The 23,720-nt window shown below is 28.4% G+C and carries 21 protein-coding genes and 7 tRNA genes; 5 read left to right on the top strand and 23 right to left on the bottom strand.

The window, feature by feature from the left end:
• Positions 1 to 2: 2 nt before the first annotated feature.
• From moaC to EJJ37_RS05590, 5 genes are all read left to right on the top strand, one after another.
• Positions 3 to 479 (top strand): cyclic pyranopterin monophosphate synthase MoaC, encoded by a 477-nt coding sequence (moaC, locus tag EJJ37_RS05610; protein WP_133014614.1) that lies wholly within the window; start codon positions 3 to 5, stop codon positions 477 to 479.
• An 18-nt stretch (positions 480 to 497) separates the two neighbouring features.
• Complete coding sequence (gene moaA / locus EJJ37_RS05605; RefSeq protein WP_133014613.1) at positions 498 to 1,469, top strand: GTP 3',8-cyclase MoaA; 972 nt, start codon at positions 498 to 500, stop codon at positions 1,467 to 1,469.
• Between the two features lie 4 nt (positions 1,470 to 1,473).
• On the top strand, positions 1,474 to 1,932 hold the full coding sequence (locus EJJ37_RS05600; protein ID WP_133014612.1) for an MOSC domain-containing protein: 459 nt from the start codon (positions 1,474 to 1,476) through the stop codon (positions 1,930 to 1,932).
• Between the two features lie 296 nt (positions 1,933 to 2,228).
• Positions 2,229 to 3,179 carry a TDT family transporter gene (locus EJJ37_RS05595; protein WP_133014611.1) on the top strand — a complete coding sequence of 317 codons (951 nt, stop codon included), beginning with the start codon at positions 2,229 to 2,231 and terminating at the stop codon, positions 3,177 to 3,179.
• Positions 3,180 to 3,569: 390 nt separating this feature from the next.
• On the top strand, positions 3,570 to 3,833 hold the full coding sequence (locus tag EJJ37_RS05590; RefSeq protein WP_133014666.1) for a metal-sensing transcriptional repressor: 264 nt from the start codon (positions 3,570 to 3,572) through the stop codon (positions 3,831 to 3,833).
• Between the two features lie 715 nt (positions 3,834 to 4,548).
• Here the strand turns inward: EJJ37_RS05590 and ftsH are convergent.
• From ftsH to pth, 23 genes are all read right to left on the bottom strand, one after another.
• Positions 4,549 to 6,351: an ATP-dependent zinc metalloprotease FtsH gene (gene ftsH / locus EJJ37_RS05585; protein ID WP_133014610.1), complete on the bottom strand. Its 1,803-nt coding sequence runs from the start codon at positions 6,349 to 6,351 to the stop codon at positions 4,549 to 4,551.
• Between the two features lie 50 nt (positions 6,352 to 6,401).
• Entirely contained in the window at positions 6,402 to 6,941 is a 540-nt protein-coding gene (gene hpt / locus EJJ37_RS05580; RefSeq protein ID WP_133014609.1) for a hypoxanthine phosphoribosyltransferase, read from the bottom strand.
• Between the two features lie 4 nt (positions 6,942 to 6,945).
• A complete protein-coding gene (gene tilS / locus EJJ37_RS05575; RefSeq protein ID WP_133014608.1) occupies positions 6,946 to 8,343 on the bottom strand; it encodes a tRNA lysidine(34) synthetase TilS in 1,398 nt (465 codons plus the stop codon).
• Positions 8,344 to 8,535: 192 nt separating this feature from the next.
• A complete protein-coding gene (spoIIE, locus tag EJJ37_RS05570; protein ID WP_133014607.1) occupies positions 8,536 to 10,920 on the bottom strand; it encodes a stage II sporulation protein E in 2,385 nt (794 codons plus the stop codon).
• A 330-nt stretch (positions 10,921 to 11,250) separates the two neighbouring features.
• Positions 11,251 to 11,337, bottom strand: a tRNA-Leu gene (locus tag EJJ37_RS05565).
• A gap of 5 nt (positions 11,338 to 11,342) precedes the next feature.
• Positions 11,343 to 11,419 (bottom strand) — tRNA-Met (locus EJJ37_RS05560).
• A gap of 6 nt (positions 11,420 to 11,425) precedes the next feature.
• Positions 11,426 to 11,501 (bottom strand) — tRNA-Met (locus EJJ37_RS05555).
• 22 nt (positions 11,502 to 11,523) lie between these two features.
• Positions 11,524 to 11,610 (bottom strand) — tRNA-Leu (locus EJJ37_RS05550).
• Between the two features lie 5 nt (positions 11,611 to 11,615).
• Positions 11,616 to 11,692: transfer RNA gene (locus EJJ37_RS05545), tRNA-Met, on the bottom strand.
• Positions 11,693 to 11,697: 5 nt separating this feature from the next.
• Positions 11,698 to 11,773: transfer RNA gene (locus EJJ37_RS05540), tRNA-Met, on the bottom strand.
• A 20-nt stretch (positions 11,774 to 11,793) separates the two neighbouring features.
• Positions 11,794 to 11,880: transfer RNA gene (locus EJJ37_RS05535), tRNA-Leu, on the bottom strand.
• Positions 11,881 to 12,128: 248 nt separating this feature from the next.
• Entirely contained in the window at positions 12,129 to 12,527 is a 399-nt protein-coding gene (locus EJJ37_RS05530; protein WP_133014606.1) for a S1 domain-containing RNA-binding protein, read from the bottom strand.
• A gap of 86 nt (positions 12,528 to 12,613) precedes the next feature.
• A complete protein-coding gene (locus EJJ37_RS05525) occupies positions 12,614 to 12,895 on the bottom strand; it encodes an FtsB family cell division protein (protein ID WP_133014605.1) in 282 nt (93 codons plus the stop codon).
• 82 nt (positions 12,896 to 12,977) lie between these two features.
• A complete protein-coding gene (gene yabQ, locus EJJ37_RS05520; RefSeq protein WP_133014604.1) occupies positions 12,978 to 13,370 on the bottom strand; it encodes a spore cortex biosynthesis protein YabQ in 393 nt (130 codons plus the stop codon).
• 9 nt (positions 13,371 to 13,379) lie between these two features.
• Positions 13,380 to 13,673: a sporulation protein YabP gene (yabP, locus tag EJJ37_RS05515; protein WP_133014603.1), complete on the bottom strand. Its 294-nt coding sequence runs from the start codon at positions 13,671 to 13,673 to the stop codon at positions 13,380 to 13,382.
• A gap of 52 nt (positions 13,674 to 13,725) precedes the next feature.
• Positions 13,726 to 13,986: an RNA-binding S4 domain-containing protein gene (locus tag EJJ37_RS05510; protein WP_133014602.1), complete on the bottom strand. Its 261-nt coding sequence runs from the start codon at positions 13,984 to 13,986 to the stop codon at positions 13,726 to 13,728.
• Between the two features lie 73 nt (positions 13,987 to 14,059).
• Positions 14,060 to 14,335: an HU family DNA-binding protein gene (locus EJJ37_RS05505; protein ID WP_133014601.1), complete on the bottom strand. Its 276-nt coding sequence runs from the start codon at positions 14,333 to 14,335 to the stop codon at positions 14,060 to 14,062.
• 256 nt (positions 14,336 to 14,591) lie between these two features.
• Positions 14,592 to 16,040, bottom strand: coding sequence for a bifunctional methyltransferase/pyrophosphohydrolase YabN (yabN, locus tag EJJ37_RS05500; protein ID WP_133014600.1), 1,449 nt, complete (start codon positions 16,038 to 16,040; stop codon positions 14,592 to 14,594).
• A 17-nt stretch (positions 16,041 to 16,057) separates the two neighbouring features.
• Positions 16,058 to 17,587: a putative polysaccharide biosynthesis protein gene (locus EJJ37_RS05495; protein WP_133014599.1), complete on the bottom strand. Its 1,530-nt coding sequence runs from the start codon at positions 17,585 to 17,587 to the stop codon at positions 16,058 to 16,060.
• Between the two features lie 115 nt (positions 17,588 to 17,702).
• Positions 17,703 to 18,251 carry a stage V sporulation protein T gene (gene spoVT, locus EJJ37_RS05490; RefSeq protein ID WP_133014598.1) on the bottom strand — a complete coding sequence of 183 codons (549 nt, stop codon included), beginning with the start codon at positions 18,249 to 18,251 and terminating at the stop codon, positions 17,703 to 17,705.
• A gap of 210 nt (positions 18,252 to 18,461) precedes the next feature.
• Positions 18,462 to 19,475: a peptidylprolyl isomerase gene (locus tag EJJ37_RS05485; RefSeq protein WP_133014597.1), complete on the bottom strand. Its 1,014-nt coding sequence runs from the start codon at positions 19,473 to 19,475 to the stop codon at positions 18,462 to 18,464.
• Between the two features lie 84 nt (positions 19,476 to 19,559).
• Positions 19,560 to 23,084, bottom strand: coding sequence for a transcription-repair coupling factor (gene mfd, locus EJJ37_RS05480; protein WP_133014596.1), 3,525 nt, complete (start codon positions 23,082 to 23,084; stop codon positions 19,560 to 19,562).
• Between the two features lie 24 nt (positions 23,085 to 23,108).
• Positions 23,109 to 23,684, bottom strand: a complete 576-nt coding sequence (gene pth / locus EJJ37_RS05475; RefSeq protein WP_133014595.1) for an aminoacyl-tRNA hydrolase — start codon at positions 23,682 to 23,684, stop codon at positions 23,109 to 23,111.
• Between the last annotated feature and the right edge of the window lie 36 nt (positions 23,685 to 23,720).

The following is a 23,720-nucleotide window of genomic DNA, read 5'->3' as shown; positions in this document are numbered from 1 at the left end:
TTATGGATAATAAATTAACTCATTTTGATAATAGTGGAAATGCACGAATGGTTGATGTTTCAGAAAAGAAAGAAACTGCAAGAGTTGCAATTGCAGTTTCAAGAATTAGAGTAAGTAAAGAAACTTTAGAGCTTATTGAAGCTGGTAAAATTGGAAAAGGAGATGTATTAGGAGTTGCAAGAGTTGCTGGAATAATGGCTAGTAAACAAACATCAAATTTAATTCCAATGTGCCATCCTTTAATGATAACAAGTTGTAATGTTGATTTTGATATAAATAAAGAAGAAAATTATATAGGAATAACAGCTACAGTTAAAATAGTTGATAAAACAGGAGTTGAAATGGAAGCTTTAACAGCTGCTATGGTTGCTGCATTAACTATCTATGATATGTGCAAAGCTGTAGATAAGAGAATGGTTATAGAAGGAACTCATTTGCTTAAAAAAACAGGAGGAAAGAGTGGGGAGTTTAACTTTTAAATTACCCCTTAAATTAATATGAAGGATAAATTTGGAAGAGAAATAGATTATTTGAGAGTATCAGTAACTGACAAGTGTAATTTAAGATGTATTTATTGTATGGATGAAAAAGATAATAGTTTCTTAAAAAATGATGAAAAGTTAACTGATGATGAAATATATAGAATAGTAAAAGAAAGTTCTAAATTAGGTATAAAAAAAGTTAGAATAACAGGAGGAGAACCTCTTGTAAGACCTGATTTAGTTAAGCTTGTAAGTAAAATAAATAGTATTCCAGGTATTGAAGAAATTTATTTAACTACTAATGGAATTTTACTTGCTGATATGATAGATGAATTAGCGGTGAATGGGCTTAAAGGAGTTAATATTAGTTTAGATTCATTAAATGAAGAAAGATTTAATAAATTAACTAGATTAGGAAAGTTAAATAAAGTTTTAGAAGCAATAGATAAAGCAATAGCTTTAGGAATAAAAGTTAAATTAAACACTGTTATTGTAAATGATATAAATAAAGATGAAATAATAGATTTTGTTAATATTACAAAAGAAAAAGAGATAGATGTTAGATTTATAGAGCTTATGCCAATAGGAATTGCCATAAATTATAAAGGTGCTACTAATGAAGATGTATTAAAAGTTATATCTGAAAATTATTCAGATTACGAAGAGGTAGTTAGAAGTAAAAGTGGTGGACCTGCATCATATATTAAATTAAAAAATGCTAAAGGTAAGATTGGATTTATAAGCGCTATAAGTAATTGTTTTTGTGAAGAATGTAATAGAATTAGATTAACGCCTGAAGGTTTTTTAAAGCAATGTTTACACTTTGATTATGGAATAGATTTAAAGAGTAAACTTAGAACAGGAATAACTGATAAAGAGTTAAGAAAATTAATTTATGATAATATTTATGATAAGCCAGAAAAACATTTGTTTTTAGAGAAAAGTGATCATAAAGAGTTAAAATTTATGAATCAAATTGGAGGATAGTAAAATGGGAAAAGTTATAGCGATATGTACAAGTAAGCATAAAGGAACATTAAAAAATGAGGTTTCAGAAGCAAATTTTATAGAAGAGTTTGGAATAGAAGGAGATGCACATGCTGGAAAATGGCATAGACAAGTTAGTCTTTTAGCTCTAGAAAAAATTGAAGATTTCAGAAATAAAGGTGGCAATGTTGATTTTGGAGCTTTCGGAGAAAATTTAGTTATCGAAGGATTTGAATTAAATAAGCTACCAGTAGGTCAAAGATTAACTATTGGAGAAGATATTTTATTAGAAGTTACTCAAATTGGTAAGGAATGTCATGATAAATGTGCAATTTATTATCAAGTTGGTGAATGTATAATGCCAAAGAATGGTATATTTACAAGAGTGTTAAAGGGCGGAAAAGTAAAAGTTGGAGATGAAGTTACTTTAGTTAAGAATAATAAAAAAGTATTAAGCTTATAATATTAAGAGATGTAAAAATACATCTCTCTTTTTTTACAATAAAATAACATATATATCCTAAAAATAAATATTAAGGAAAAAAAGAAAGATGATTTTAAAAAAAATAATTAAAAAATTAACAATATTGTGATAAAAATCACATACTAAATTAAAAAGTCTATATATAATCTAATTTGTTCAAAAGAGTTTAAGTAAGCTAGCAGATTTTTAAGTGAAAAAATTAACAAATGATTAAACTCTATGAAAATGCACAAAATATATATTGAACTTATTTTATTATTATTTTAGGAGGAAATATGAATAATAAAACATTTTTACAAAAGATTAAAAATCTACCAGTTCCTATTTTACCAACAATGGTAGGTGCATTAACTTTATCAACTGTTTACTCTAATATGGGGTATACTTGGGTAAGACATATTACTTCATGGGTAGCAGTTATAGTATTACTATCATATATAACTAAAATGATTGTATATCCTAAGACTTGTTTACAAGAATATTCTAATACAATACCAGCATCTCTTTATGCAGGATTTACAATGATAACTATGATTTTAGGTAGTTATTTTTATAATGCAAGTCCTATATTTGGTAAAACATTATGGTTTACAGGATTAATTTTACATGCGATTCATATTTTAATATTTACATATAGAAATGTTATAAAAGGCGTTAATATGCAAACTTTTGTTCCAAGTTGGTTTGTTACTTATAATGGTATTATGGTTTCAACTGTGGTTGGAGGAGTAATGAATGAGCCATTAATATGCAAAATAGTTGTTTACTATGGTATTGCTGTATTTACAATTATAATACCATTTATGATTTATAGATTAGTAAAACATGAATTAAAGGATCCTATGTTCCACACTCAAGCAATTTTACTTGCACCATCAAGTCTTTGCTTAGTAAGTTATTTAAATTTTATTCAAACACCAAATAAATTTATAATATATTATTTATATTTTGCAGTAATTTGCGCGTTAATATTTATAATAATAAAATTACCAAAATTCTTCTCATTTATATTCCATCCTGGATTTGCAGGATTAACATTCCCTATGGCTATAGGAACAGTTGCATCAAGTAAAATGTCTGCATATTTAACAGGTCAAGGTTATGAAACTTTTGGTAATATTGTTAATCAAATATCAGGAATACAAATATATATTACAACAGGTATAATATCAGTAGTATTATTTAAATTCTTTATGATGTTAGTAGATAGTTACAAAAATAACTAATAAAAAACTTCTAGGAAATCATCCTAGAAGTTTTTCTTAGTTTTAAAAATTATTATGAAAAATGAATTAAATTTAATTAATAATGTTTTGTAGGTTTATCAATTTCAAAAGGAGTATTTTCATTAGCTTTATTTTTAACTTTTTCTGCATAATCTTTACAACTAGGATCAGATTTTGTAGCACTTTTACTCATAATATCACCTCTTTAAATATTATGTTTATATTTTTTACTATAGGAGTATAAAGTATGTCTGAAAAATAAAGGTATAAGTAGAAATAAAAAGTTGAATAAAAAAATCATAGGAATAAAGAATAATAATATATTGACTTATAAAAAAATTTTTTTATAATATAAGCATACTCCCCTATGGGGTGGTAATTATGGAGGCAATTATGGAAGAGAGAAAAAAAGCAATTCAAAATCTTAAAATAGCAAAAGGGCAAATTGAGGGTATAATCAAAATGATTGAAGATGAAAGATATTGTATAGATATATCTAATCAAATAATAGCTGTTCAATCATTATTAAAAAAGTCTAATATTGAAATTTTAAGAAGACATTTAGATCATTGTGTAAAGGATGCAATTTTAAATAGTAATGGGGATGAGAAAATAGATGAAATTATAAATCTATTTGAAAAAATCTCAAAATAACTAAATTCTTCGTTACGTGGAAGCGAAAAAATGAAATATTTATTTTCCAGTAACCGTGAAATTTTCACCTAGAATTTATATAATTGATTCCGTAAAGTTGGCTAAAGTTTTTAAACTCGCTATTCGCTCAAACAGTAAAAACTTCTTTACGCAACTTTACTCCATCAATTATTAAATTCTACGGCTTAATTTCAATGGTCCTTCCAAATTAATATTTCATTTTTTCTTTTTTCACGTAACTACCTATAACTAACACCTTTCAGTTAATGTCTTTTGCTACATGCTATATGACAAGTCGTTAACTAAAAGTATTTTAACCTGAATAAAACAAAACTTTTTAAATTAAAAGATAATTATTCTATCAAAATAATTTATAGCACAGAACATTAACTTTATAGGTTTTTCACTTTTAAATTGCAGACCTAAGCTTTAAATCCAGTGATAGAGAAAAATTAATGATATAACCGGAAGAAAGTATTATATAATAAGCTTTAGAATTTAATTATTATTGTAATAAAATTAGCGTTAAGAAGCTGAGGTAAGCGATAGCGAACTTCGAAGCTTTAGCTAATTTTATGGAAATAATAATATAAATTCTTAGCGAAATTATATGACTTAATGGAGGTTATATCATTAATTTTCGGCATCACGGCATTAACGCTTTAGTTCGCAATATATTTCAACTATGAAAAAAAGTAGCCGAAAGGCTACTTTTTTAGTTTGCATCAAATATCATTTCAAATTCTTTACCATCAATTTTTTCTTTATCTAACAATTCCTTAGCTACTGCATGAAGCTTATTTATATTTGTCTTTAAAAGATCCTCAGCTCTATCGTAAGCCACTTCAATAAACTTTTTAACTTCTCTGTCTATTTCAGCACCAATTTCTTCACTAAAGTTTCTTCCTCTACCAAGATCTCTTCCTAAAAATACTTCATTATTATCAGCACCATATGAAATAGTTCCTATTTTATCACTCATTCCATATTCCATAACCATAGCTCTAGCAATTGAACTAGCTCTATCTATATCATTCTTAGCTCCAGTACTTATATCTCCTAAAATTAATTTCTCAGCAACTCTTCCACCTAGAAGACCTACCATTTCATCTTGTAGTTTTTCTTTAGAAGTATAAGCTCTATCTTCTGTAGGTAAGTGCATAGTATAACCACCAGCCATACCTCTTGGTATAATACTTATTTCATGAACAGGATCTGAATGCTTTAAGCATTTCATTACCACTGCATGCCCTGCTTCATGATAAGCAGTAAGTTTTCTATCATGTTCACTAATAGTTCTACTCTTCTTTTCTGGACCAGCAATAACTCTAGTTATTGCTTCTTCAAATTCTTCCATTCCTATAGCTTTTTTATTTTTTCTAACAGCTAAAAGTGCAGCTTCATTAGCTAAATTTTCTAAGTCAGCACCACTAAATCCTGGAGTTCTCTTAGCTAAGACTTCTAAACTTACATCAACCTCTAAAGGTTTCTTTTGTGTATGAACTTGTAATACAGCTTCTCTTCCTTTTCTATCAGGTCTTTGAACAACTATTTGTCTGTCAAATCTACCTGGTCTTAATAATGCTGGATCTAGTATATCTGGTCTATTTGTAGCAGCTATCATTATTATACCTTCATTTGCTCCAAATCCATCCATTTCAACTAGTAATTGATTAAGTGTTTGTTCTCTTTCATCATGACCTCCACCAAGGCCAGCACCTCTTTGTCTACCTACAGCATCAATTTCATCTATAAATATTAATGCAGGTGAATTTTTCTTTGCTTGCTCAAATAAATCTCTAACTCTTGATGCACCAACACCAACAAACATCTCAACAAAGTCTGAACCTGATATACTAAAGAATGGAACTCCAGCTTCTCCTGCAATAGCTTTTGCAAGTAAAGTTTTACCTGTTCCTGGAGGACCTACTAATAAAACACCTTTTGGTATTCTAGCTCCCATTTCAGTATATCTAGATGGTGCCTTCAAGAAATCAACAATTTCTTCCAACTCTGCTTTTTCTTCATCTGCTCCAGCAACATCATCAAAAGTTACTCTTTTTGCATCTGGGGACATCATCTTTGCTCTACTTTTTCCAAAATTCATTACACCTTTTCCACTGCCACCACCTTGTGATTGTTGCGTAAAAAAGAAAATAAATACTAAAAATAATATTATTATTAGAGCACTTGGTATTATACTAAGCCATATACTGTTATTAGATGGTGCAACATATTCTATCTTAATATCATTTTTTGCATATTGACTATTTAGCATTTCCACCATAGAATTTGGTGCATATACTGTAAAGTTTTTATTATCTCTTGTTTGCCCCGTTACAATCATCTTATCAGGGTCTACTCTTATACTTTCAATTTCATTGTTTATCCATTTTTGTTGGAAATCACTAAATACTATTCTATCAGAACTACTTTCTCCTTTTAAAAGAAATGATGCAGCAAAAAATAATAGTATTAAAGCTATTATCCATACAGTAGCACTTGAATATTTCTTCATTCAAGGCCCCCCTTTCTTTGTATATTTTATTTTTTTAATATTAATTAAAATTATTTTTCATAAACCTCTCTTTTTAATATTCCTACAAAAGGTAAGTTTCTATACTTCTCAGCATAATCAAGTCCATATCCAACTAAGAATTCATCTGGAGCTTCAAATCCGATATACTTACAATCTATATCTACCTTTCTTCTAGATGGTTTAGTCAGTAATGATACTATTTCAACTGAATTAGCCTTTCTAGCCTTTAGGTAATTTAATAAGTAATCTAATGTAACTCCACTATCAACTATATCCTCTACTATAATGATGTCTTTGCCTGAAATTTCGTGATCTAAATCTTTAAGTATTCTAACTACTCCAGTAGTCTCTGATGAATTTCCATAGCTTGATACTGCCATAAAGTCAATTTCACAAGGTATTGTTATATTTTTAATTAATTCTGCTGCAAATATTACAGAACCTTTTAACACTCCAACAACTAATAAATCTTTTCCTTTATAGTCATCACTAATTCTTATTGCTAATTCCTTTATTTTAGCATTAATAACTTCTTCACTAAATAATATCTCTTTTACGTCTTGTAACATGATCTTATTCCTTTCTATCCATGGTTATTTTTAATATTTTTTTTGTATCTTTTGTCACTTTAAATAGTTGAGATGTCTTATATCCCACAATCCATGAGATTTTATCATCAAAACATAAAATAGGAATATTATTTCTCTTTTCTCTTGGTATTTTTAAATCAATAAAAATATCCTTAAGCTTTTTACTTCCATTCATACCTAAAGGTACAATCTTATCCCCATCTTTTCTATATCTGATTACAATCTCTTTCTCTATATTATCATAATCAAATAACTTTATTAAGCTGTTTTTAGAAAATTCTACCTTATCTTTATTTTCAATTATTTCAAAACTCATTGTATAATTATCAAAAACAACTTTTTCATAAATCTCATTTTTATCTATTCTAATTTCACGGTTATCACATAATTCTTCTTTATGTTTCTCTTCCTTGCTAAAAATAATGTCACCATATAAATTTTCACATATTATTTTATTAGTTAGATTTAACTTTTTCCCAGTATTCTTATTTGCTAAATTAACAATTTCATATATATGCTTCATTTCAAAATTTTGATGTGAATTAGAAATTTCCTTAAATGCTCTTATTATAACTCTAGTTACAATTGAATCCATTTCTTTATTAAATAACTCTCGTGATATTTTTAATTTTCCAACCAAATTTTCACAATATATATTGTAACATCTATTGGAATATTCTTCTATAAATTCATTGTCTTTTTGTAATAATATTGTCATTCTATTAAGTGTATCAATTATATCTTTATTAAAATGTTCCTTCATATATGGTAATATATCTAATCTAATTTTATTTCTACTATGAATTCTTTCATAATTACTAGCATCTATTCTAGGATTAAGTCTTTTTTCTTCACAATATTTCTCAATTTCTTGTCTATTTAAGCATAATATAGGTCTAATAATTCCATCTTCCCTATTGGCCTTTATTCCTGTTAAACCTTCTAATCCTGTTCCTCTCATAATTCTCATCAATACAGTTTCAGCTTGATCATTTGCATTATGGGCTACTGCAATCTTATTGTATCCATGTTTAGTTCTTATTTCTTCGAATGCTTTATATCTTTCATTCCTTCCTGCCATTTCTAAAGATACATTTGCAGTTTTTGAAACATACTCTATATTTATTCTTTTTACATAATGATTTATTCCTAATTCATCACATAACTTAACTATATATTTTTCATCCTTATCGGATTCTTCACCTCTTAACATATGATTTATATGAATAGCACCTAAAGTTAAATTAAATTTATCTTTTAATTCATATAATATATGTAATAAACAAACAGAATCCGGCCCTCCGGATAATGCAACTAATATATGATCACCTTGTTGTATAAGTTTATTTTCTTTTATATAATCTATTACTTTATTTAACACTTATCTTCTCCTATTGTTTTAATATAACTCTATAATATATTTACACATTTTTAATGTAAATACAATATGTACTAAATTCATAATTAAATAACTTTTTAAATATCAATAAAAGTGCTCCAATGGAGCACCTTTATAAAATGTTTCTTTACTAATACTACTTATATATTTTACTCAAATATATATTCATTCTTTTTAACAAGCATAAAGTTTTGAAACAACTACAGTCATATCATCAAGCACTTTTCCATCACATTTTTTCTTTGCTAACTCTAAAATTTCTCTAGAAATTAGTTCTGGATTATTTTGTTCTCCCTTTAAATAATCTACTATCCAAGAATAATCTCCAATATTTCCTTTATCTACATCTATAACTCCATCACTTATTGTAACTATTATATCACCCTGTTTTACCTTTTTCTTAATAGGAGTAATATTTATATCATCTAATATTCCGAAAGGCAAAGATGAACTATTAATAACTTCAACTTCATCTCCCTTCTTAATAAAACTCATACTTGCTCCAACTTTAATAAATTCTATTTCGCCCGTATATAAATCTATAGAGTTCATATCTAAAGTAGTAAATTTCTCATCTTCACTAAACTTCATTCCCATTATAGAATTTACAGCATTAAGCATAGTTGCTTCACTAAATCCACCTTCCATAAATTTTTCTATTAACTCTATTGCAGCTTCACTTTCTAAGCCTGCCTCAGGTCCTGATCCCATACCATCACTAACTATAGTTACATATTCTCCAACCTTATTTTGTCCAAAACTATAGCTATCTCCAGAATATTTCTCTCCATCTTTAACATTAAATGATACATAAGATGATACATTATATTTGTAAGCTTCTTCTATAGTAACGGAACATTCATTAGTTTCAGGATTAATCTTACATCCATCTTCAGCTATACTTAAAGGTGTTCTTACTAGTTCACTAATAACAGGGATAATTGACTTTCTACAGTAGTTTTCACCATCATAGCTATCTATTTTTATTTTTATTTTTAAGCGACCTTTTCTATCTGTATATGAATAGATATTATTATATCTTATCTTATTTTTTACCAATGTCTTTCTTAATAGCTTATCTATCTCTAAACAACTATTTACATTATTATTAAAATCTCCAAGTATACTTGCAACTGTAGTAGACATATTATTTATTTGATTAGCAACTACACTTCTTCCCTCTATAAGTCTAGATTTTAACGCCTCATTTACTGTATAGGTTGAAAATAATTCTTCAGCACTCTTTAATAACGTACTTCTTTTTACACATTTTAAATTTAAATCTTTAGGTAAATATATTTTTTTACTTTCACAACTTAACATAAGCTCTCCGAAATCTGAAAAAGTACTGTGAAGTTCTCTTCCCCAACACTTATTATTCATTTCGCACTCTTGACATACCCTATCAGCCAAACTTTCAATCATTGCTGCTCCTTTATTTTTCATAAGTAATTTTTCATTTCCAGATAAACTCTCAATAGATGTTGCTACTGCAGTTAAAGATCCTCTTAAAGCTTCTAATCTATCTACAAACTCTAGCTTTATTCCTTCAACTTGAGCATCACTTATTATCTTGCTTTTTTCTTCGTTATTAAGTTCCCTTAATATTTCTTTAATAGTCTTTTCAGGAATTAACATCATAATAATTCCTGCTGCAACAACTTCTATAATTGATTGAACTGTTATATTTCCAGTGTAAGTCAATATCATAAATAATGATATTAAATAAGCTAAAACAGAAAATATTTTTCCTGTTTCTTTAAATACACCAACAATTAATCCACATATACCATACATTGTAGTCGCAACTAATAAATCATTGTTAGCAATTCCTATTATTATTCCCATTGTTACTCCTAATATTGCACCAGAGTTACTTCCAGCCGCATAAGCTGTTGTAATAACCATAGCTAATGCTATTATTGTTCTTATTTCAACTCCAAATATAACAAAGTTACCTATTCCAGCTATAACTAAACAACTTAATATAGCTATACTAATTAATTCTTCTGTAGAGTAAAAATAGTTAGTGTTTATTTCTTGCATACACCCAATTGCATAGTTAAGTATATAAAATACAGGTATTATAACTATTGCTTTTGCTAAAGAAAAAACTAAATTTATTTCAAAACTTTGTTCTCCTATTAATAATCCCACAACTAAAGACGTTATAATAATACTTAAAAATGCTATTCTATTCTTAAATTCCTTATTTAAAGCATTACAAACAAATTTACATAATAATATTACTGTTGCTAAAGAAATATAAAGTATAATATCTATATTTTTGCTTCCTCCAGTTAAGTAACCAAGTAAAACTGTCGCGAAAACTAAAAACATCCTTTTTACATCACTTTTCTTAGCTACCGACAAAAGATATCCTATTCCAAATGGAGCCAAATATAAACCTTCAACAAATCCAAATCCAACTCTACTCAACATAGCTCCCGAAGCTAAAGTTACTACCATTGTAAATATTCCATTTTCAAAATTTAATTTCTTTTTTTCTTTTTCTTTGTCTACCCTTCTATAGCTAGGCACCTCAATACCATAATCCATACTTATCATTCTCCTCATAAAATTCCTAATAAAATAATATCACTTTTATAATTAGAGTTATGTCAATTAATGTTTAATACTTTTTTATTTCGTAAGACATTATTCCTTTTTTTACCAACAAAATCTTTAATATTTTCTTATTTTAGGCTTTAATCATTATCCTTAAGTATGAACATAAGTTTTTTATAGAGGTATTTTAAATAATTACTTTGTATATTTTGTCGTAAAAGAAAAATAATTTTATATATTACTTTAGTAATAAAATAAAACTTTCTTTAATATACTTATTTTTTATAAAAAAAAGAGATACAAATTACTTTGTATCTCTTTTGGTGCTGAAGACCGGAATCGAACCGGTACGGTATCGCTACCGCAGGATTTTAAGTCCTGTGCGTCTGCCTGTTCCGCCACTTCAGCGTATATGGTAGCGGAAATAGGACTTGAACCTACGACACCTCGGGTATGAACCGAGTGCTCTAGCCAGCTGAGCTATTCCGCCATGTTTTGGTTGCGGGGGCAGGACTTGAACCTACGACCTTCGGGTTATGAGCCCGACGAGCTGCCAACTGCTCCACCCCGCGTCATTATAAACTAAATTCAACTTGGTGCTGAAGACCGGAATCGAACCGGTACGGTATCGCTACCGCAGGATTTTAAGTCCTGTGCGTCTGCCTGTTCCGCCACTTCAGCGTATATGGTAGCGGAAATAGGACTTGAACCTACGACACCTCGGGTATGAACCGAGTGCTCTAGCCAGCTGAGCTATTCCGCCATGTTTGGTTGCGGGGGCAGGACTTGAACCTACGACCTTCGGGTTATGAGCCCGACGAGCTGCCAACTGCTCCACCCCGCGTTATTAAGTTGAATTTAGTTTGGTGCTGAAGACCGGAATCGAACCGGTACGGTATCGCTACCGCAGGATTTTAAGTCCTGTGCGTCTGCCTGTTCCGCCACTTCAGCATATTTTTTTGCCGCCGTCATCTGACGACAAAATTAATTATATATGATGAACATAATACTGTCAACATTTTTTTCGCTTTTTTTTATATTTTTTTATACTTTTTTATAAACCCTAGTAAAATAGCCATTTCTAACACTCTTATATTTTAATTTTATAATTAAAATCATCAAAATAAATAAAAAAAGAGAATGATAAATCCAAATATATCATCTCTCTCTTATATATAAAACTATATTATGTCTAAAATCTAAAAACTTTTTCTTGATCTTGCTTTAAATTCTTGATGCTTTTTGAAGTCTTGCTGTCTTTCTTCACTATCTTTTAAGAATCTAGACATTATATCTTCAAAATTTGCTGGAGCAGCTTTCTTTTCAGTTTTCCATTCAATTTCTGCTGGCTTAACTGATTTCTTCTTAACATTAGCTTGTTTTATAGATAAGCTGATCTTTCCATTATCATCTATTGATATAACTTTTACCTTAACCTTATCTTGTTCATTAAGATGCTGTCTTATATCTTTAACAAAAGAATCTGCAACTTCTGAAATATGAACTAATCCAGTCTTACCTTCTATCTCTACGAAAGCTCCGAAGTTCGTAATATTTACCACTGTACCCTCTAATATGTTTCCTGCCATTAAGGTCATTTTACAAAGAATCCTCCTTAAAATTAAATAATCTATGTTATTAATAATAATAACCACATTAATAGAAATTTAAACTTAAACCAATACTATTCTGAATTGTTATCTGGAATAACTTGTTGCTCGCCTTCTTTTATTAGCCCTAATCTTTCTCTTGCTAACTTTTCTAAATATTCATTATTACTCTGAGCTCTTTCTAACTCTGCTTGCAACTTAATATTTTTTTCCTTCAACTCTTGTAATTCTTGAGTTTGAATAGCAATATCGTTCTTTATCCTTCTTAGTACAGTTAATTGCTTTATTAAGCATATACTAAAAACTCCTACAATTAAAACAACAATAATTCCCTTAAGGTTTATGTTTTTTTTCATAAATATATATTACCCTTCTTTTATATCATTCTATAAATATATTGTAAACACTCTACATATTTAATTCAAGACATTTTTTATACTAATTATTTTTCCCAGTAATATTATAAAATATAATTTTAAATGGATATATTATATTTTTAAAAATAACTCTAAACGCCTTACCTAATCCGTTAACTACCTCTAATTCAAATCTTATACACTTATTACTAACAAACTTCATATACAAACCTAGAGATATTAACATGAATGCATAAACATATACTCCTAAAAAGGCATAATTAGTGTAAAGAAGGAATGTGAAAATAACCATAGCAGCTAATACCCAAAATAACGTATCTTCTACTACTATTATAGCTTTTGGTATTTTGCTTCCTCTAATTATTCTATATAAATCAAACATTAAGCCGGTTAATATACCTGCTAATAATGCATACAATATGATGCTGAATTGTATATTAGTATCTAATGGCATAATAACCTCCTACTTGAAAAGCCTTCCTATTATGCTTTCCTTCTCCTTCTTTATTTCTTTTCCACTATAAACAATATAATATATTTCTCCATTTATCATTACATCGCCATTTTGCACATCCAATTTATTCATTTTTAAATTTAATCCTTTTATTGTCAGTGCTCCTAATCTAGTGTTAAGTAATATCTTTTCATCATCAAAACTAATAACTTCTTCTACTCCAGTTAATGTCATCTTCTTTCTATTTTCTAGTATAATGTTCCCTCTATTATCCTCAATTTTATTATCTATTTTTTTCTCCATTATCTATTCCTCCATATATTTCTTGATTAAATATATGAAGCGTTTTGGAAAATTATTCTTGATCTTCTACCCCTTCTAATATTTCATACATTTCCTTAGCATTTTCTTTTCTTACATGCTCTGCTATATTTATTATCTTTGCCTTTAATTTTCTATTGGCAAATGTAATTTCAATTATATCTCCCTCTTTAACATCAGTTGATGGCTTTGCTACTTTATCATTTATAGATACTCTTCCACCTTCACAAGCTTCCTTAGCAACAGTTCTTCTTTTTATTATTCTTGAAACCTTTAAGTATTTATCTAGTCTCATTTATATTTCCCCTTATATTAAAATTATTTTTGTATATTAAAAAACCCGAGATAACTCGGGCCTACATTTATAATTACTTATTAACTCTTTCCTTAAACTCTTTTCCTGCTTTAAATACTGGAACAGTTGAAGCTGGAATGTTTATAGTTTCTTTAGTTCTTGGGTTTCTTCCTTCTCTAGCTGCTCTTTCTCTAGTTTCGAAAGTACCGAATCCAACTAATTGAACTTTTTCTCCATTTTCTAAAGCTTCTTGAACTGAATCAATAAATGCCTTTAAAGCTGCTTCTGCATCTTTCTTTGTTAATTGGCTCTTTTCAGCCATGCTAGTAATTAATTCTGCTTTATTCACGATTTACATCCTCCTTAAATAAACAGTTAAAAATATTTTAGTTAACTATTTTTTAATTATGTACTATAACTACATTACCTTATTATATATCCACTTTATTCAGTAGTCTATAGTAATATGGGTATTTTTCTATAAAAATATATTTATTACAACTTTTTCTTGTAGTATAGTCATTAATTTATTATTCCTTTTAAAAATATTCTGCATAAACTTTAAAATTCCTTCTATACCTGCAGAAAATTCACTTTTTTCTTTACTAATCGTACTTTTTTGAATCTTCCCATAAAGCATTCATTTCCTCTAATGTAACGCTCTTTAAATCTTTTCCTTGTTTTAGTATATTGTCCTCAATGAAGCTAAATCTTTTTATAAACTTTTTAGTAGATTTGTTTAATGCTTCTTCTTCATCTACATTTAACAATCTAGATACATTAACACAAGCAAATAGCAAGTCTCCAACTTCATTTATTATTTTTTCCCTGTTATTGGTTTTATATACATCTAATACTTCATTTATTTCCTCTTCAATTTTCTTAACTGCTTCATTTACACTTTCAAAATCGAATCCTATTTTAGAAACCTTTTTTTGTACCTTATGAGCTTTTATTAAGGCTGGCAATGTTTTTGCTATTCCATTTATTTCTTCAGTAAGAGTTTCATAACTTTTCTCTTTCTTTTTAAGCTCATCCCAGTTTGCTAATACTTCGTCTGAAGTATTAGCAGTTGCATCACTAAAAACGTGAGGATGTCTATAAATCATTTTAGAAGTAATTGCCTCTATTACATCTGATATATTAAAATACCCATCTTCTTTCCCTATAATTGAATGGAATACAACTTGTAATAGAACATCACCTAGCTCTTCAATTAATCCATCTATATTGTCATCTTCTATTGCTTCAATCACTTCATATGCTTCTTCTAAAAGTGCACTTTTTATACTCTCATGAGTTTGTTCTCTATCCCATGCACATCCATTTTCACTTCTTAAAATTTCTATTGTATCAACTAAATCATAGAAATCTTTTTTGTTTTTTATATCTTTAGGAATATATACAGAAGTTAAATAATCTATATCCTCCTGCATATCAAGTTCATATATTGGAATTTTTCTTATAGATTCTTCCCCTTCTATTCCTGCTGCTCTAACATAATAAATTTCAGTTTCATCATGATAATACTCTAGTAATTCAAGCTTAACTTCTGATGCTATTAACGGATTATATACTTGCGTTATTATAGTTCCAATTCTTTTATCCAAAATTTGATTTTTAATATCAAATGCATCTATAATCTTTAATCCTTCTATTGGATCTATTTGCAATCTATCCATCATAGCATCTACAAAGCTAACTGCAGGTAATATTTTATACTCAATATCATTTTCTTTACATAAATTAATTAAGTTTAAAACCGATCTTTCTGCAACTAAAGGATGTCCTGGAACTGCATAAACTAATTCTCCAGATACCTTATATTCTTCTATCATATTTCTAGCAATATTAGAATATACCTCATCAAAACTACTTCCTTCTTCATAATAATTGTCACAAGTTTTAAAAGATTCTAATCTATTCTTTAAATAATCAACTGTAGGATGCTTTTCCGTTCTAAAATATAAATTTTTACTCTCCTGTAAAGCTTCAACAGCTCCTATAGTTAGTGCATCTGGTGAACCTGGTCCTAACCCAACTATTTTTATCATATAGTACTCTCCTTACATCATTTTCTTGATAATCTATTCTTTATTTCATCAACTTCAAATACCTTAAAGATTAAAATAGCTATCATATATATAATAATACCCATAAATATTGATAATAAGCAAGAAATACTATTACTATCTGACCTTTCCATAATAAAATTATAACTAAATAAAACTACAATTATCATGGAAATTGAAGCATAACCTGGCTTTACAAAAGAGTCATATATGCTTACTTTACATTTAGTTTTAGTTTTTAGTGCTATAAGATTTAATATAGTAACTACAACATAAGCAGAAACACTTGCTATTACAGCTCCGAAAACATTTATGCTTGGTATAGGAACTAACGTAGCTGTCAAAACAACCTTTACAATAGCTCCTATTACTAAATTAATAACCGGTCTTATATAATGATTAGTTGCTTGCAGTATAGAAGTAGTTGTTTGGGTTACTATTATAAAAGGAATAGATATTGAAAGATATCTTAATATCTCTATACCTTCATATTTATCAAAAAACACTAATTTCATTATTGGCCCTGCTAAACAGAACATTCCTAAAGTACATGGTAATGCTATTACAGCCGATAATTTCATTGCTATATTTATTTTGCTTTGCATTTCTTCTTTTCTGTTTAGTATATAATGTTCTGATATTATTGGAATTAATGATGTACATATTGCCATAGATAAAGTTAATGGTATATTTACTAACACAGCCGCTTTACCAGTAAGTTGTCCGTATAATGCTGTTGCATTAGCAACTCCTGATTCTATTAATTTTTGTGGAACCAAAATAGAATCTATTAAATTCATTATAGTACCAACTGTAGCCCCTAAAGAAATAGGAATTGCTATTTTTAATATTTGATTTAATACTTCTGTATTAGTCTTTACTTTTTTAATGCCCATCTCTTTTCTTACACGTAAATATTTAAACCATAAATATACACATGCTATAAAAGCACCACCAGCTGCTCCAAATGCAGCACCACCAGCTGAATACTCAATACCTTTTGGTAAAAGTATATAAGCTAGTCCAACTCCAATTATCACTCTACCTATTTGCTCTACTATTTGTGATGTTCCTGATGGTGTCATATTCTGTAATCCTTGAAAGAATCCCCTAAATATATTCACAAATGCAACCATCATAGGAGCAAAAGATATTCCTATTAATGCATAATAGGATTTCATGTCCCATTTCAAAAAATTAATTATTGGCTTTGCAAAAAGGAATAATATTAAAGATGTTCCAATTCCTAATGTCATCATTAAATAAGATGATTCCTTAACAACTTCATAACTACCTTCAACATCACCCATTGCATTTTTTTCAGAAATCATTTTTGAAACTGCAACAGGAACTCCACTTGCCATTGCAACAAAGAACATATATAAAGGATAAGATAACTGATAATACCCTATTCCCTCATCACCTATTAGCATTATTAATGGCCATCTAAAGAAAAATCCTAATACTTTTGCCACCATTCCTGCTAATCCTAAAACTAAGCTTCCTTTTATAAGAGATTGCTTTTTCATAAAATACCTCCAAACTTAAATTACTGACTAATACTAATTTTTATTTAAAGCTTAGAGGTATTATTACATATATTCTGTGTTTATTTAACAAATATTGTAATATGTATTCAATTACCTATTGTTCCATTTGCTTTCCTAAGAAAGCTGCTGCAGTTTCTGCTAATTTTAGTTCTAAATCACCAAATTTTTCTCCTGATTCCTTTGAAACTATAAGCACAGCTCCAATGGCATCCCCCTCTGTTATTATTGGAGCAATTACTTGGCTTGTATATTCTCCTGGGTCCTCATCATTATGTAGCGGTATTGTTTTACTTTCTTCTGTTATTATAGAAGCTTTTCTTCCGTCCATAATTGATTCTAATTCTGAGCTTATCTTTCTTTCAAAATAATCCTTTTTTGTTGCTCCACTTACAGATATAAATGCATCTTTGTCCGCAATTAAAACAATATGACCGATTGATTGTTGTAGACTTTCAGCATATTCTTTAGAGAAGTCTGTTAGTTCTCCAATAGGAGAATATTTTTTTAATATTACTCCACCTTCTCTATCTGTAAATATTTCTAATGGATCCCCTTCTCTAATTCTTAAAGTTCTTCTTATTTCTTTTGGTATAACTACTCTTCCTAAATCATCAATACGTCTAACTATTCCTGTAGCTTTCATTATTATGAGTTACCTCCTTAATTAAGTTTATATAATTAACTGCAGTATTATTATTTGAACTATTAGAAATTTTATACACATATACCCAATATTTATCCTTTACTATTTATTGAGGAATTCTTTGAAGTCTATGGTAATAAAACAAAATTATTTAAAATATAAAAAAAAGTTAAGCAAAATTCAAAATTTTGCTTAACTTTTAATTAAAAATTATAATCTATCCTCATATAATTTAACATTTAACTCTTTCTTCCATTGTTCTAATGTTGAGTTATATGTTTCTTCTTGCTTTTCACTTAATAAAGTAGATTTTATAGTATCTTTAACATCATCAAGTGAAGTTACCTTCTCTTCTGTTTGAACACCTTCAACTTTAATTATATGATAACCAAATGAACTTTTAACTGGTGCTGAAACTTCACCTTCTTTTAAAGTTTTAAATCCAGCTAAGAAATCTGTATCATAACCTTCTTGATCATTTTCAACATATCCTAAATCTTCTGATAAAGGTTTTGTTCCTGATGATGCATTAGATGTATATTGTGAGTATAAATCTTCAAAAGTAGTTTCTCCTGAATCAATTTTATTTTTAGCATCTTGTGCTTCTTCTTCAGTTTCAAATAAAATATGCTTAGCATTTGCTCCAGCTTTAACTGTATATTCATCAATATTATCATTATAATATTGTTCAACTTCTTCATCACTTACAGTTACGTCTTTTATCATAGCTTCTCTAACCTTTTCAGTTTTAACCATATTTTCTACAAATGAATTGAATTTTTCATCTGACATTCCGTAATATTCTAAAGCTTCTTTTAATTTATCTTCCCCACCATATGCTTCTACAAACTTAGCTTTTTCTTCTTCTATAGCAGTTGCTAACTCATCATCTGATGGCATGTATCCAAGTTCTGTACCTTTAGTTATTAATACTTTGTCATCAACTAATTGCTCTAACACTTGTGTTCTAACTGTTTTCAGTTGTTCTTTTAAGCTATCATCAATATTGTTTTCGTAATCTTCACCATATGTTTCTATTAAATAGTCTATATCAGCTTGTAATTCACTATTAACATCAGCCATAGTAATTTTTTCATCTCCAACTTTTGCTAAAACAGTCTTTTGTATAGCTTCTGGAGTCTTTTCTATCATTTTACATCCTGTTATCGAAAAAGCCATTGTAGTTATGGCTGCAGCCACCACTATATTTTTTATTTTTCTCAATTCATTTCCCTCACTTTACTTAAATAATAATTTGTTACATAAATTAGTATATCAGTAATATCCTTTTTATTCAAATTCTACTGTCTATTTTTTACGTGAATTTTCAATTAATTCTTTAAGAAGAGTCTTATAGAAATTCAACATTTCTTCCCTTTTTATAGTATTAATTCTTACAGCAAAGAATGGTGTCTCTCCAAAATATAAAACCACATTATCTTTATATTTACTTAATAGTACGCTATATATTTCATTAAACTTTTTAAATCCTTTTTGGAATTTAAATCGTATTTCTTTTTGATTTTCCTTTATTTCTTCAATTAAAAGAACTTTTGCTAAACTCTTAATATAAGCTATATCCATTAAATTATAAACGGCTTCTGGAATAATAGAATATCTATCTTCTAACTCTTCCTTTATATCATTATAATCATTCATATTTTCAATTGCTGCTATTTTCTTATAAACTTCTATTTTTTGTATTTCGTCTTCAATATAGGATGATGGAATATATGCATCCATTTTAATGTCAACTGTAGTTTCAATAGGCTCCTGTTCTATTTCACCTTTGATTAACTTAACAGTATCTTCTAACATTCTACAATACAAATCATATCCAATAGCCGCCATATGACCATGTTGAGATGATCCCATCATATTTCCTGCACCTCTTATTTCTAGGTCTCTCATAGCAATTTTAAAACCAGAACCAAGCTCAGTAAAATCTTTTAAAGCCTTTAACCTTTTTTCAGCAACTTCAGTTAATACCTTATCTTTAGTATACATAAAATATGCATAAGCTATTTTATTTGAACGTCCAACTCTTCCTCTTAATTGATATAATTGAGATAATCCCATTTTATCTGCATTATTTACTATCATTGTATTTACATTTGGTATATCAATACCTGTTTCTATAATAGTTGTACATACTAAAACATCATATTCCTTTTGCATAAAATTAATCATTTCAGTTTCAAGCTCTTTTTCTGTCATTTGTCCATGAATAATTCCTACTTTACACTCTGGAACCAACTCTCTTATATAATTTGCTACACTTTGTATACTTTCTACCCTATTATATACAAAGTAAACTTGCCCACCTCTTCCAACTTCTCTTAAAATTGCATCTCTAATAAGTTGATCATTTTGTTCTACAACATATGTTTGAATAGGGTATCTTTCTTCTGGTGGAGTTTCTATAACTGATATATCTCTAACACCTGTAAGTGACATATGAAGAGTTCTTGGAATTGGTGTAGCACTTAATGTAAGTACATCTACATTCTTCTTTAAAGATTTTATTTTTTCTTTTTGAGCAACTCCAAATCTTTGTTCCTCATCTACTATAAGCAATCCTAAGTCCTTAAATGAAATATCCTTTGATACCAATCTGTGAGTTCCTATTAAAATATCTACATTTCCTTCTTTTAAAGCCTGCAAAGTAGCCTTTTGTTGCTTTGCAGTTCTAAACCTACTAATCATATCTATCTTAACCGGAAAATCTGAGAACCTCTTTTTTAAATTTTTATAATGTTGTTCAGCTAATATAGTTGTTGGAACAAGGAATGCAACTTGTTTTCCATCCATAACAGCTTTAAAAGCAGCTCTTATAGCTACCTCTGTTTTACCATATCCAACATCTCCACAAAGCAATCTATCCATTGGTTTATCTGATTCCATATCATGCTTTATTTCTTCTAATGATGTTAATTGGTCAGGAGTCTCTTCATATGGGAACTCATCTTCAAATTGTCTTTGCCATTCTGTATCTTTAGAGTATTTATATCCTTTTAACGCTGCTCTAGCTGCATATAACTTTACTAAATCTTCCGCAATCTCATTAATTGATTTTCTAACCTTAGCCTTAGCCTTTTGCCATTCATTACCACCTAATTTATTAATCTTAGGTGTCTTTCCTTCACTTCCTATATATTTTTGAACTAAATCTAATTGATCAACAGGAACATAAAGCTTATCACCCTTGTCATATACAATATCTAAGTAATCTCTTGTGTTTCCTGCTATATCAATTTGTTTAATCCCTTTAAATACACCTATCCCATGATTTGCGTGTACTACATAATCTCCTGGTTTTAACTCAGCAAAGCTGGTTATCTTTCCTACACCTTTTTTCTTATTAGTCTTTTTAGGTAAAGATTTTTTAGCTTCTCCAAATACTTCTTTATCAGATATTACACATACTTTTAGGTCAGGATATTCAAATCCTTTTATTAAATTTCCGAATGTAACTACCGCTTGACCTAATTCAATACTATCTACTTCATCCTTATAAACACTTTCGACCTCTCTATCTCTAAGTGTCTTTACTAACCTTTCTCCTCTAGTTCTAGTACCTGCTAATATTAATGTTCTAAATCCATTTGATTTCCTTGATTTTATATCTTCAATAAGCAAATCTAATTGTCCATTATAATTATTAGATGTAATTTGATTTAACTCTATATTAGTTAATGGGCATAATATATCTGCTCTTGTATCAAATGTATTTAATGTTATAACATCAGATTTCTCTAACTTAATTAATAATTCTTCTTTATCTATTAATAATTTATTTTGAGAAGGTAGTATATCACCTCTTTGAAGAAAAGCTAAATAATTCTCATTGAATTCATAGTATATGCTTTCAATCTTTCCTTGACATCTCTTTAAATCATCAATAATAAATGTATATCCTTCTAAATAATCAAAAAATGATTCCATTTCTTCGTAAAAGAAAGGTAAATAGCTATCAACAGTTTCAAAGGTTGAAGTTTCATTTAGCATCTCTAAATTTTTATTAACTATTCCTCTTATCTTATCAACTTGTTCATTGTTTTTCTTATTTGATTTTTCAATTATAGAATCTAATTCATTAAGTATTTTATCATTTGCACTCTTTTTTGCTTCTTCATCAACTATTACTTCTTTTGCTGGAAAAATTTCTATAGATTCAACTTTTTCAATACTCCTTTGTGATTCTATATTAAAAGTTCTAATAGAATCTATTTCATCACCAAAAAGCTCAATTCTATATGGATAAATAGCTATAGGAGGGAAAACGTCTAGTATCCCCCCTCTAAATGAAAATTCACCTTTACCTTCTACTACTTCAACTCTTTCATATCCACACTCAACTAATTTTTTTGAAATCTCTTTTAAATCTACTTCATCACCATTTTTTATAGTAATACTATAATTTAAATATTTTTTTCTAGGTGTGTATAATGCAGTCATTGCATCAATTGATGTAACTATTATTTTTTTATTTTTATTATTAAGTATTTCTTTTATTACCTTTAATCTTGCCCATCTAAGATCTCCTGAAATTGCATCAACATTATAAAATACAACTTCTCTTATAGGCAAAAAGTATACATTAGTAGAGTAAAGACTTAAATCCTCATATAAATTTTTAGCTTCAATTTCATTATGTGTTACTACAACTAAAGAATTTTCTATTTCATTAAATATTCCATCTATTATATAACTTTTTCCTGAATCTGATAATCCTAATATGTTTATTGGAAACTTTTTATTTTTTATACTATTTATCGCCGTAATAAACTTATCATTTTCTTGTAAGGGTTGTAATAGCCCCTGTAACCTCATTTTATCACCCTCCATAATTTCTCTTTAACTTTCTTTACATGCATTAAATCCATTGAACTTATTCATTGCTTCTTTAGTATCTGATTTTAACATTATACTTACTGCATCACTTGATGCCTTTATTGTTTCTCTTAAAATTTCAATTTCATCTTCACTAAATTTTCCTAATACATGTGAAACCAAATTCCCCTTTGGTGCTCCTACTCCTATTTTAACTCTTGGAAATACGTCAGTTCCTAAGTTAGCTATAATGCTTTTTATTCCATTATGTCCACCATGGCTACCTTTTTCTCTTATTCTTAATCTTCCTACCTCCAAGCTAATATCATCATATATTACAATTACTTCTTCATTTGATATTTTATAAAAATTAATTACTTCTCTAATACTTTCTCCACTTAAGTTCATATACGTAGTTGGCTTTAATAAAATTACTTTTTTTCCATTTATAAATCCTTCACCAAACACACCTTTAAATTTTATCCTATTTAATTCTATATTATACTTATCAGCAATATAGTCTACAGCAGCAAATCCTATATTATGTCTTGTTCCATCATATTCTTTTCCCGGATTTCCTAATCCAACTATTAAAAACATTTTTATTCCTCCGTTACTCTTAAAGTGACTATTTTA

This window comes from Clostridium cuniculi, from assembly GCF_004353185.1.
GTDB lineage: Bacteria > Bacillota > Clostridia > Clostridiales > Clostridiaceae > Clostridium > Clostridium cuniculi.
This window is presented reverse-complemented; position numbering and strand designations above follow the sequence as displayed.

Bases quoted from the DNA above. Each gene is read 5' to 3' on its own strand.
- moaC (WP_133014614.1), top strand. From the start codon at position 3: ATGGATAATAAATTAACTCATTTTGATAATAGTGGAAATGCACGAATG.
- moaA (WP_133014613.1), top strand. From the start codon at position 498: ATGAAGGATAAATTTGGAAGAGAAATAGATTATTTGAGAGTATCAGTA.
- EJJ37_RS05600 (WP_133014612.1), top strand. From the start codon at position 1,474: ATGGGAAAAGTTATAGCGATATGTACAAGTAAGCATAAAGGAACATTA.
- EJJ37_RS05595 (WP_133014611.1), top strand. From the start codon at position 2,229: ATGAATAATAAAACATTTTTACAAAAGATTAAAAATCTACCAGTTCCT.
- ftsH (WP_133014610.1), bottom strand. From the start codon at position 6,351: ATGAAGAAATATTCAAGTGCTACTGTATGGATAATAGCTTTAATACTA.
- hpt (WP_133014609.1), bottom strand. From the start codon at position 6,941: ATGTTACAAGACGTAAAAGAGATATTATTTAGTGAAGAAGTTATTAAT.
- spoIIE (WP_133014607.1), bottom strand. From the start codon at position 10,920: ATGGATTATGGTATTGAGGTGCCTAGCTATAGAAGGGTAGACAAAGAA.
- EJJ37_RS05530 (WP_133014606.1), bottom strand. From the start codon at position 12,527: ATGACCTTAATGGCAGGAAACATATTAGAGGGTACAGTGGTAAATATT.
- EJJ37_RS05525 (WP_133014605.1), bottom strand. From the start codon at position 12,895: ATGAAAAAAAACATAAACCTTAAGGGAATTATTGTTGTTTTAATTGTA.
- yabQ (WP_133014604.1), bottom strand. From the start codon at position 13,370: ATGCCATTAGATACTAATATACAATTCAGCATCATATTGTATGCATTA.
- yabP (WP_133014603.1), bottom strand. From the start codon at position 13,673: ATGGAGAAAAAAATAGATAATAAAATTGAGGATAATAGAGGGAACATT.
- EJJ37_RS05510 (WP_133014602.1), bottom strand. From the start codon at position 13,986: ATGAGACTAGATAAATACTTAAAGGTTTCAAGAATAATAAAAAGAAGA.
- yabN (WP_133014600.1), bottom strand. From the start codon at position 16,040: ATGATAAAAATAGTTGGGTTAGGACCAGGTTCACCAGATGCACTAACT.
- EJJ37_RS05495 (WP_133014599.1), bottom strand. From the start codon at position 17,587: ATGAAAAAGCAATCTCTTATAAAAGGAAGCTTAGTTTTAGGATTAGCA.
- spoVT (WP_133014598.1), bottom strand. From the start codon at position 18,251: ATGAAAGCTACAGGAATAGTTAGACGTATTGATGATTTAGGAAGAGTA.
- mfd (WP_133014596.1), bottom strand. From the start codon at position 23,084: ATGAGGTTACAGGGGCTATTACAACCCTTACAAGAAAATGATAAGTTT.
- pth (WP_133014595.1), bottom strand. From the start codon at position 23,684: ATGTTTTTAATAGTTGGATTAGGAAATCCGGGAAAAGAATATGATGGA.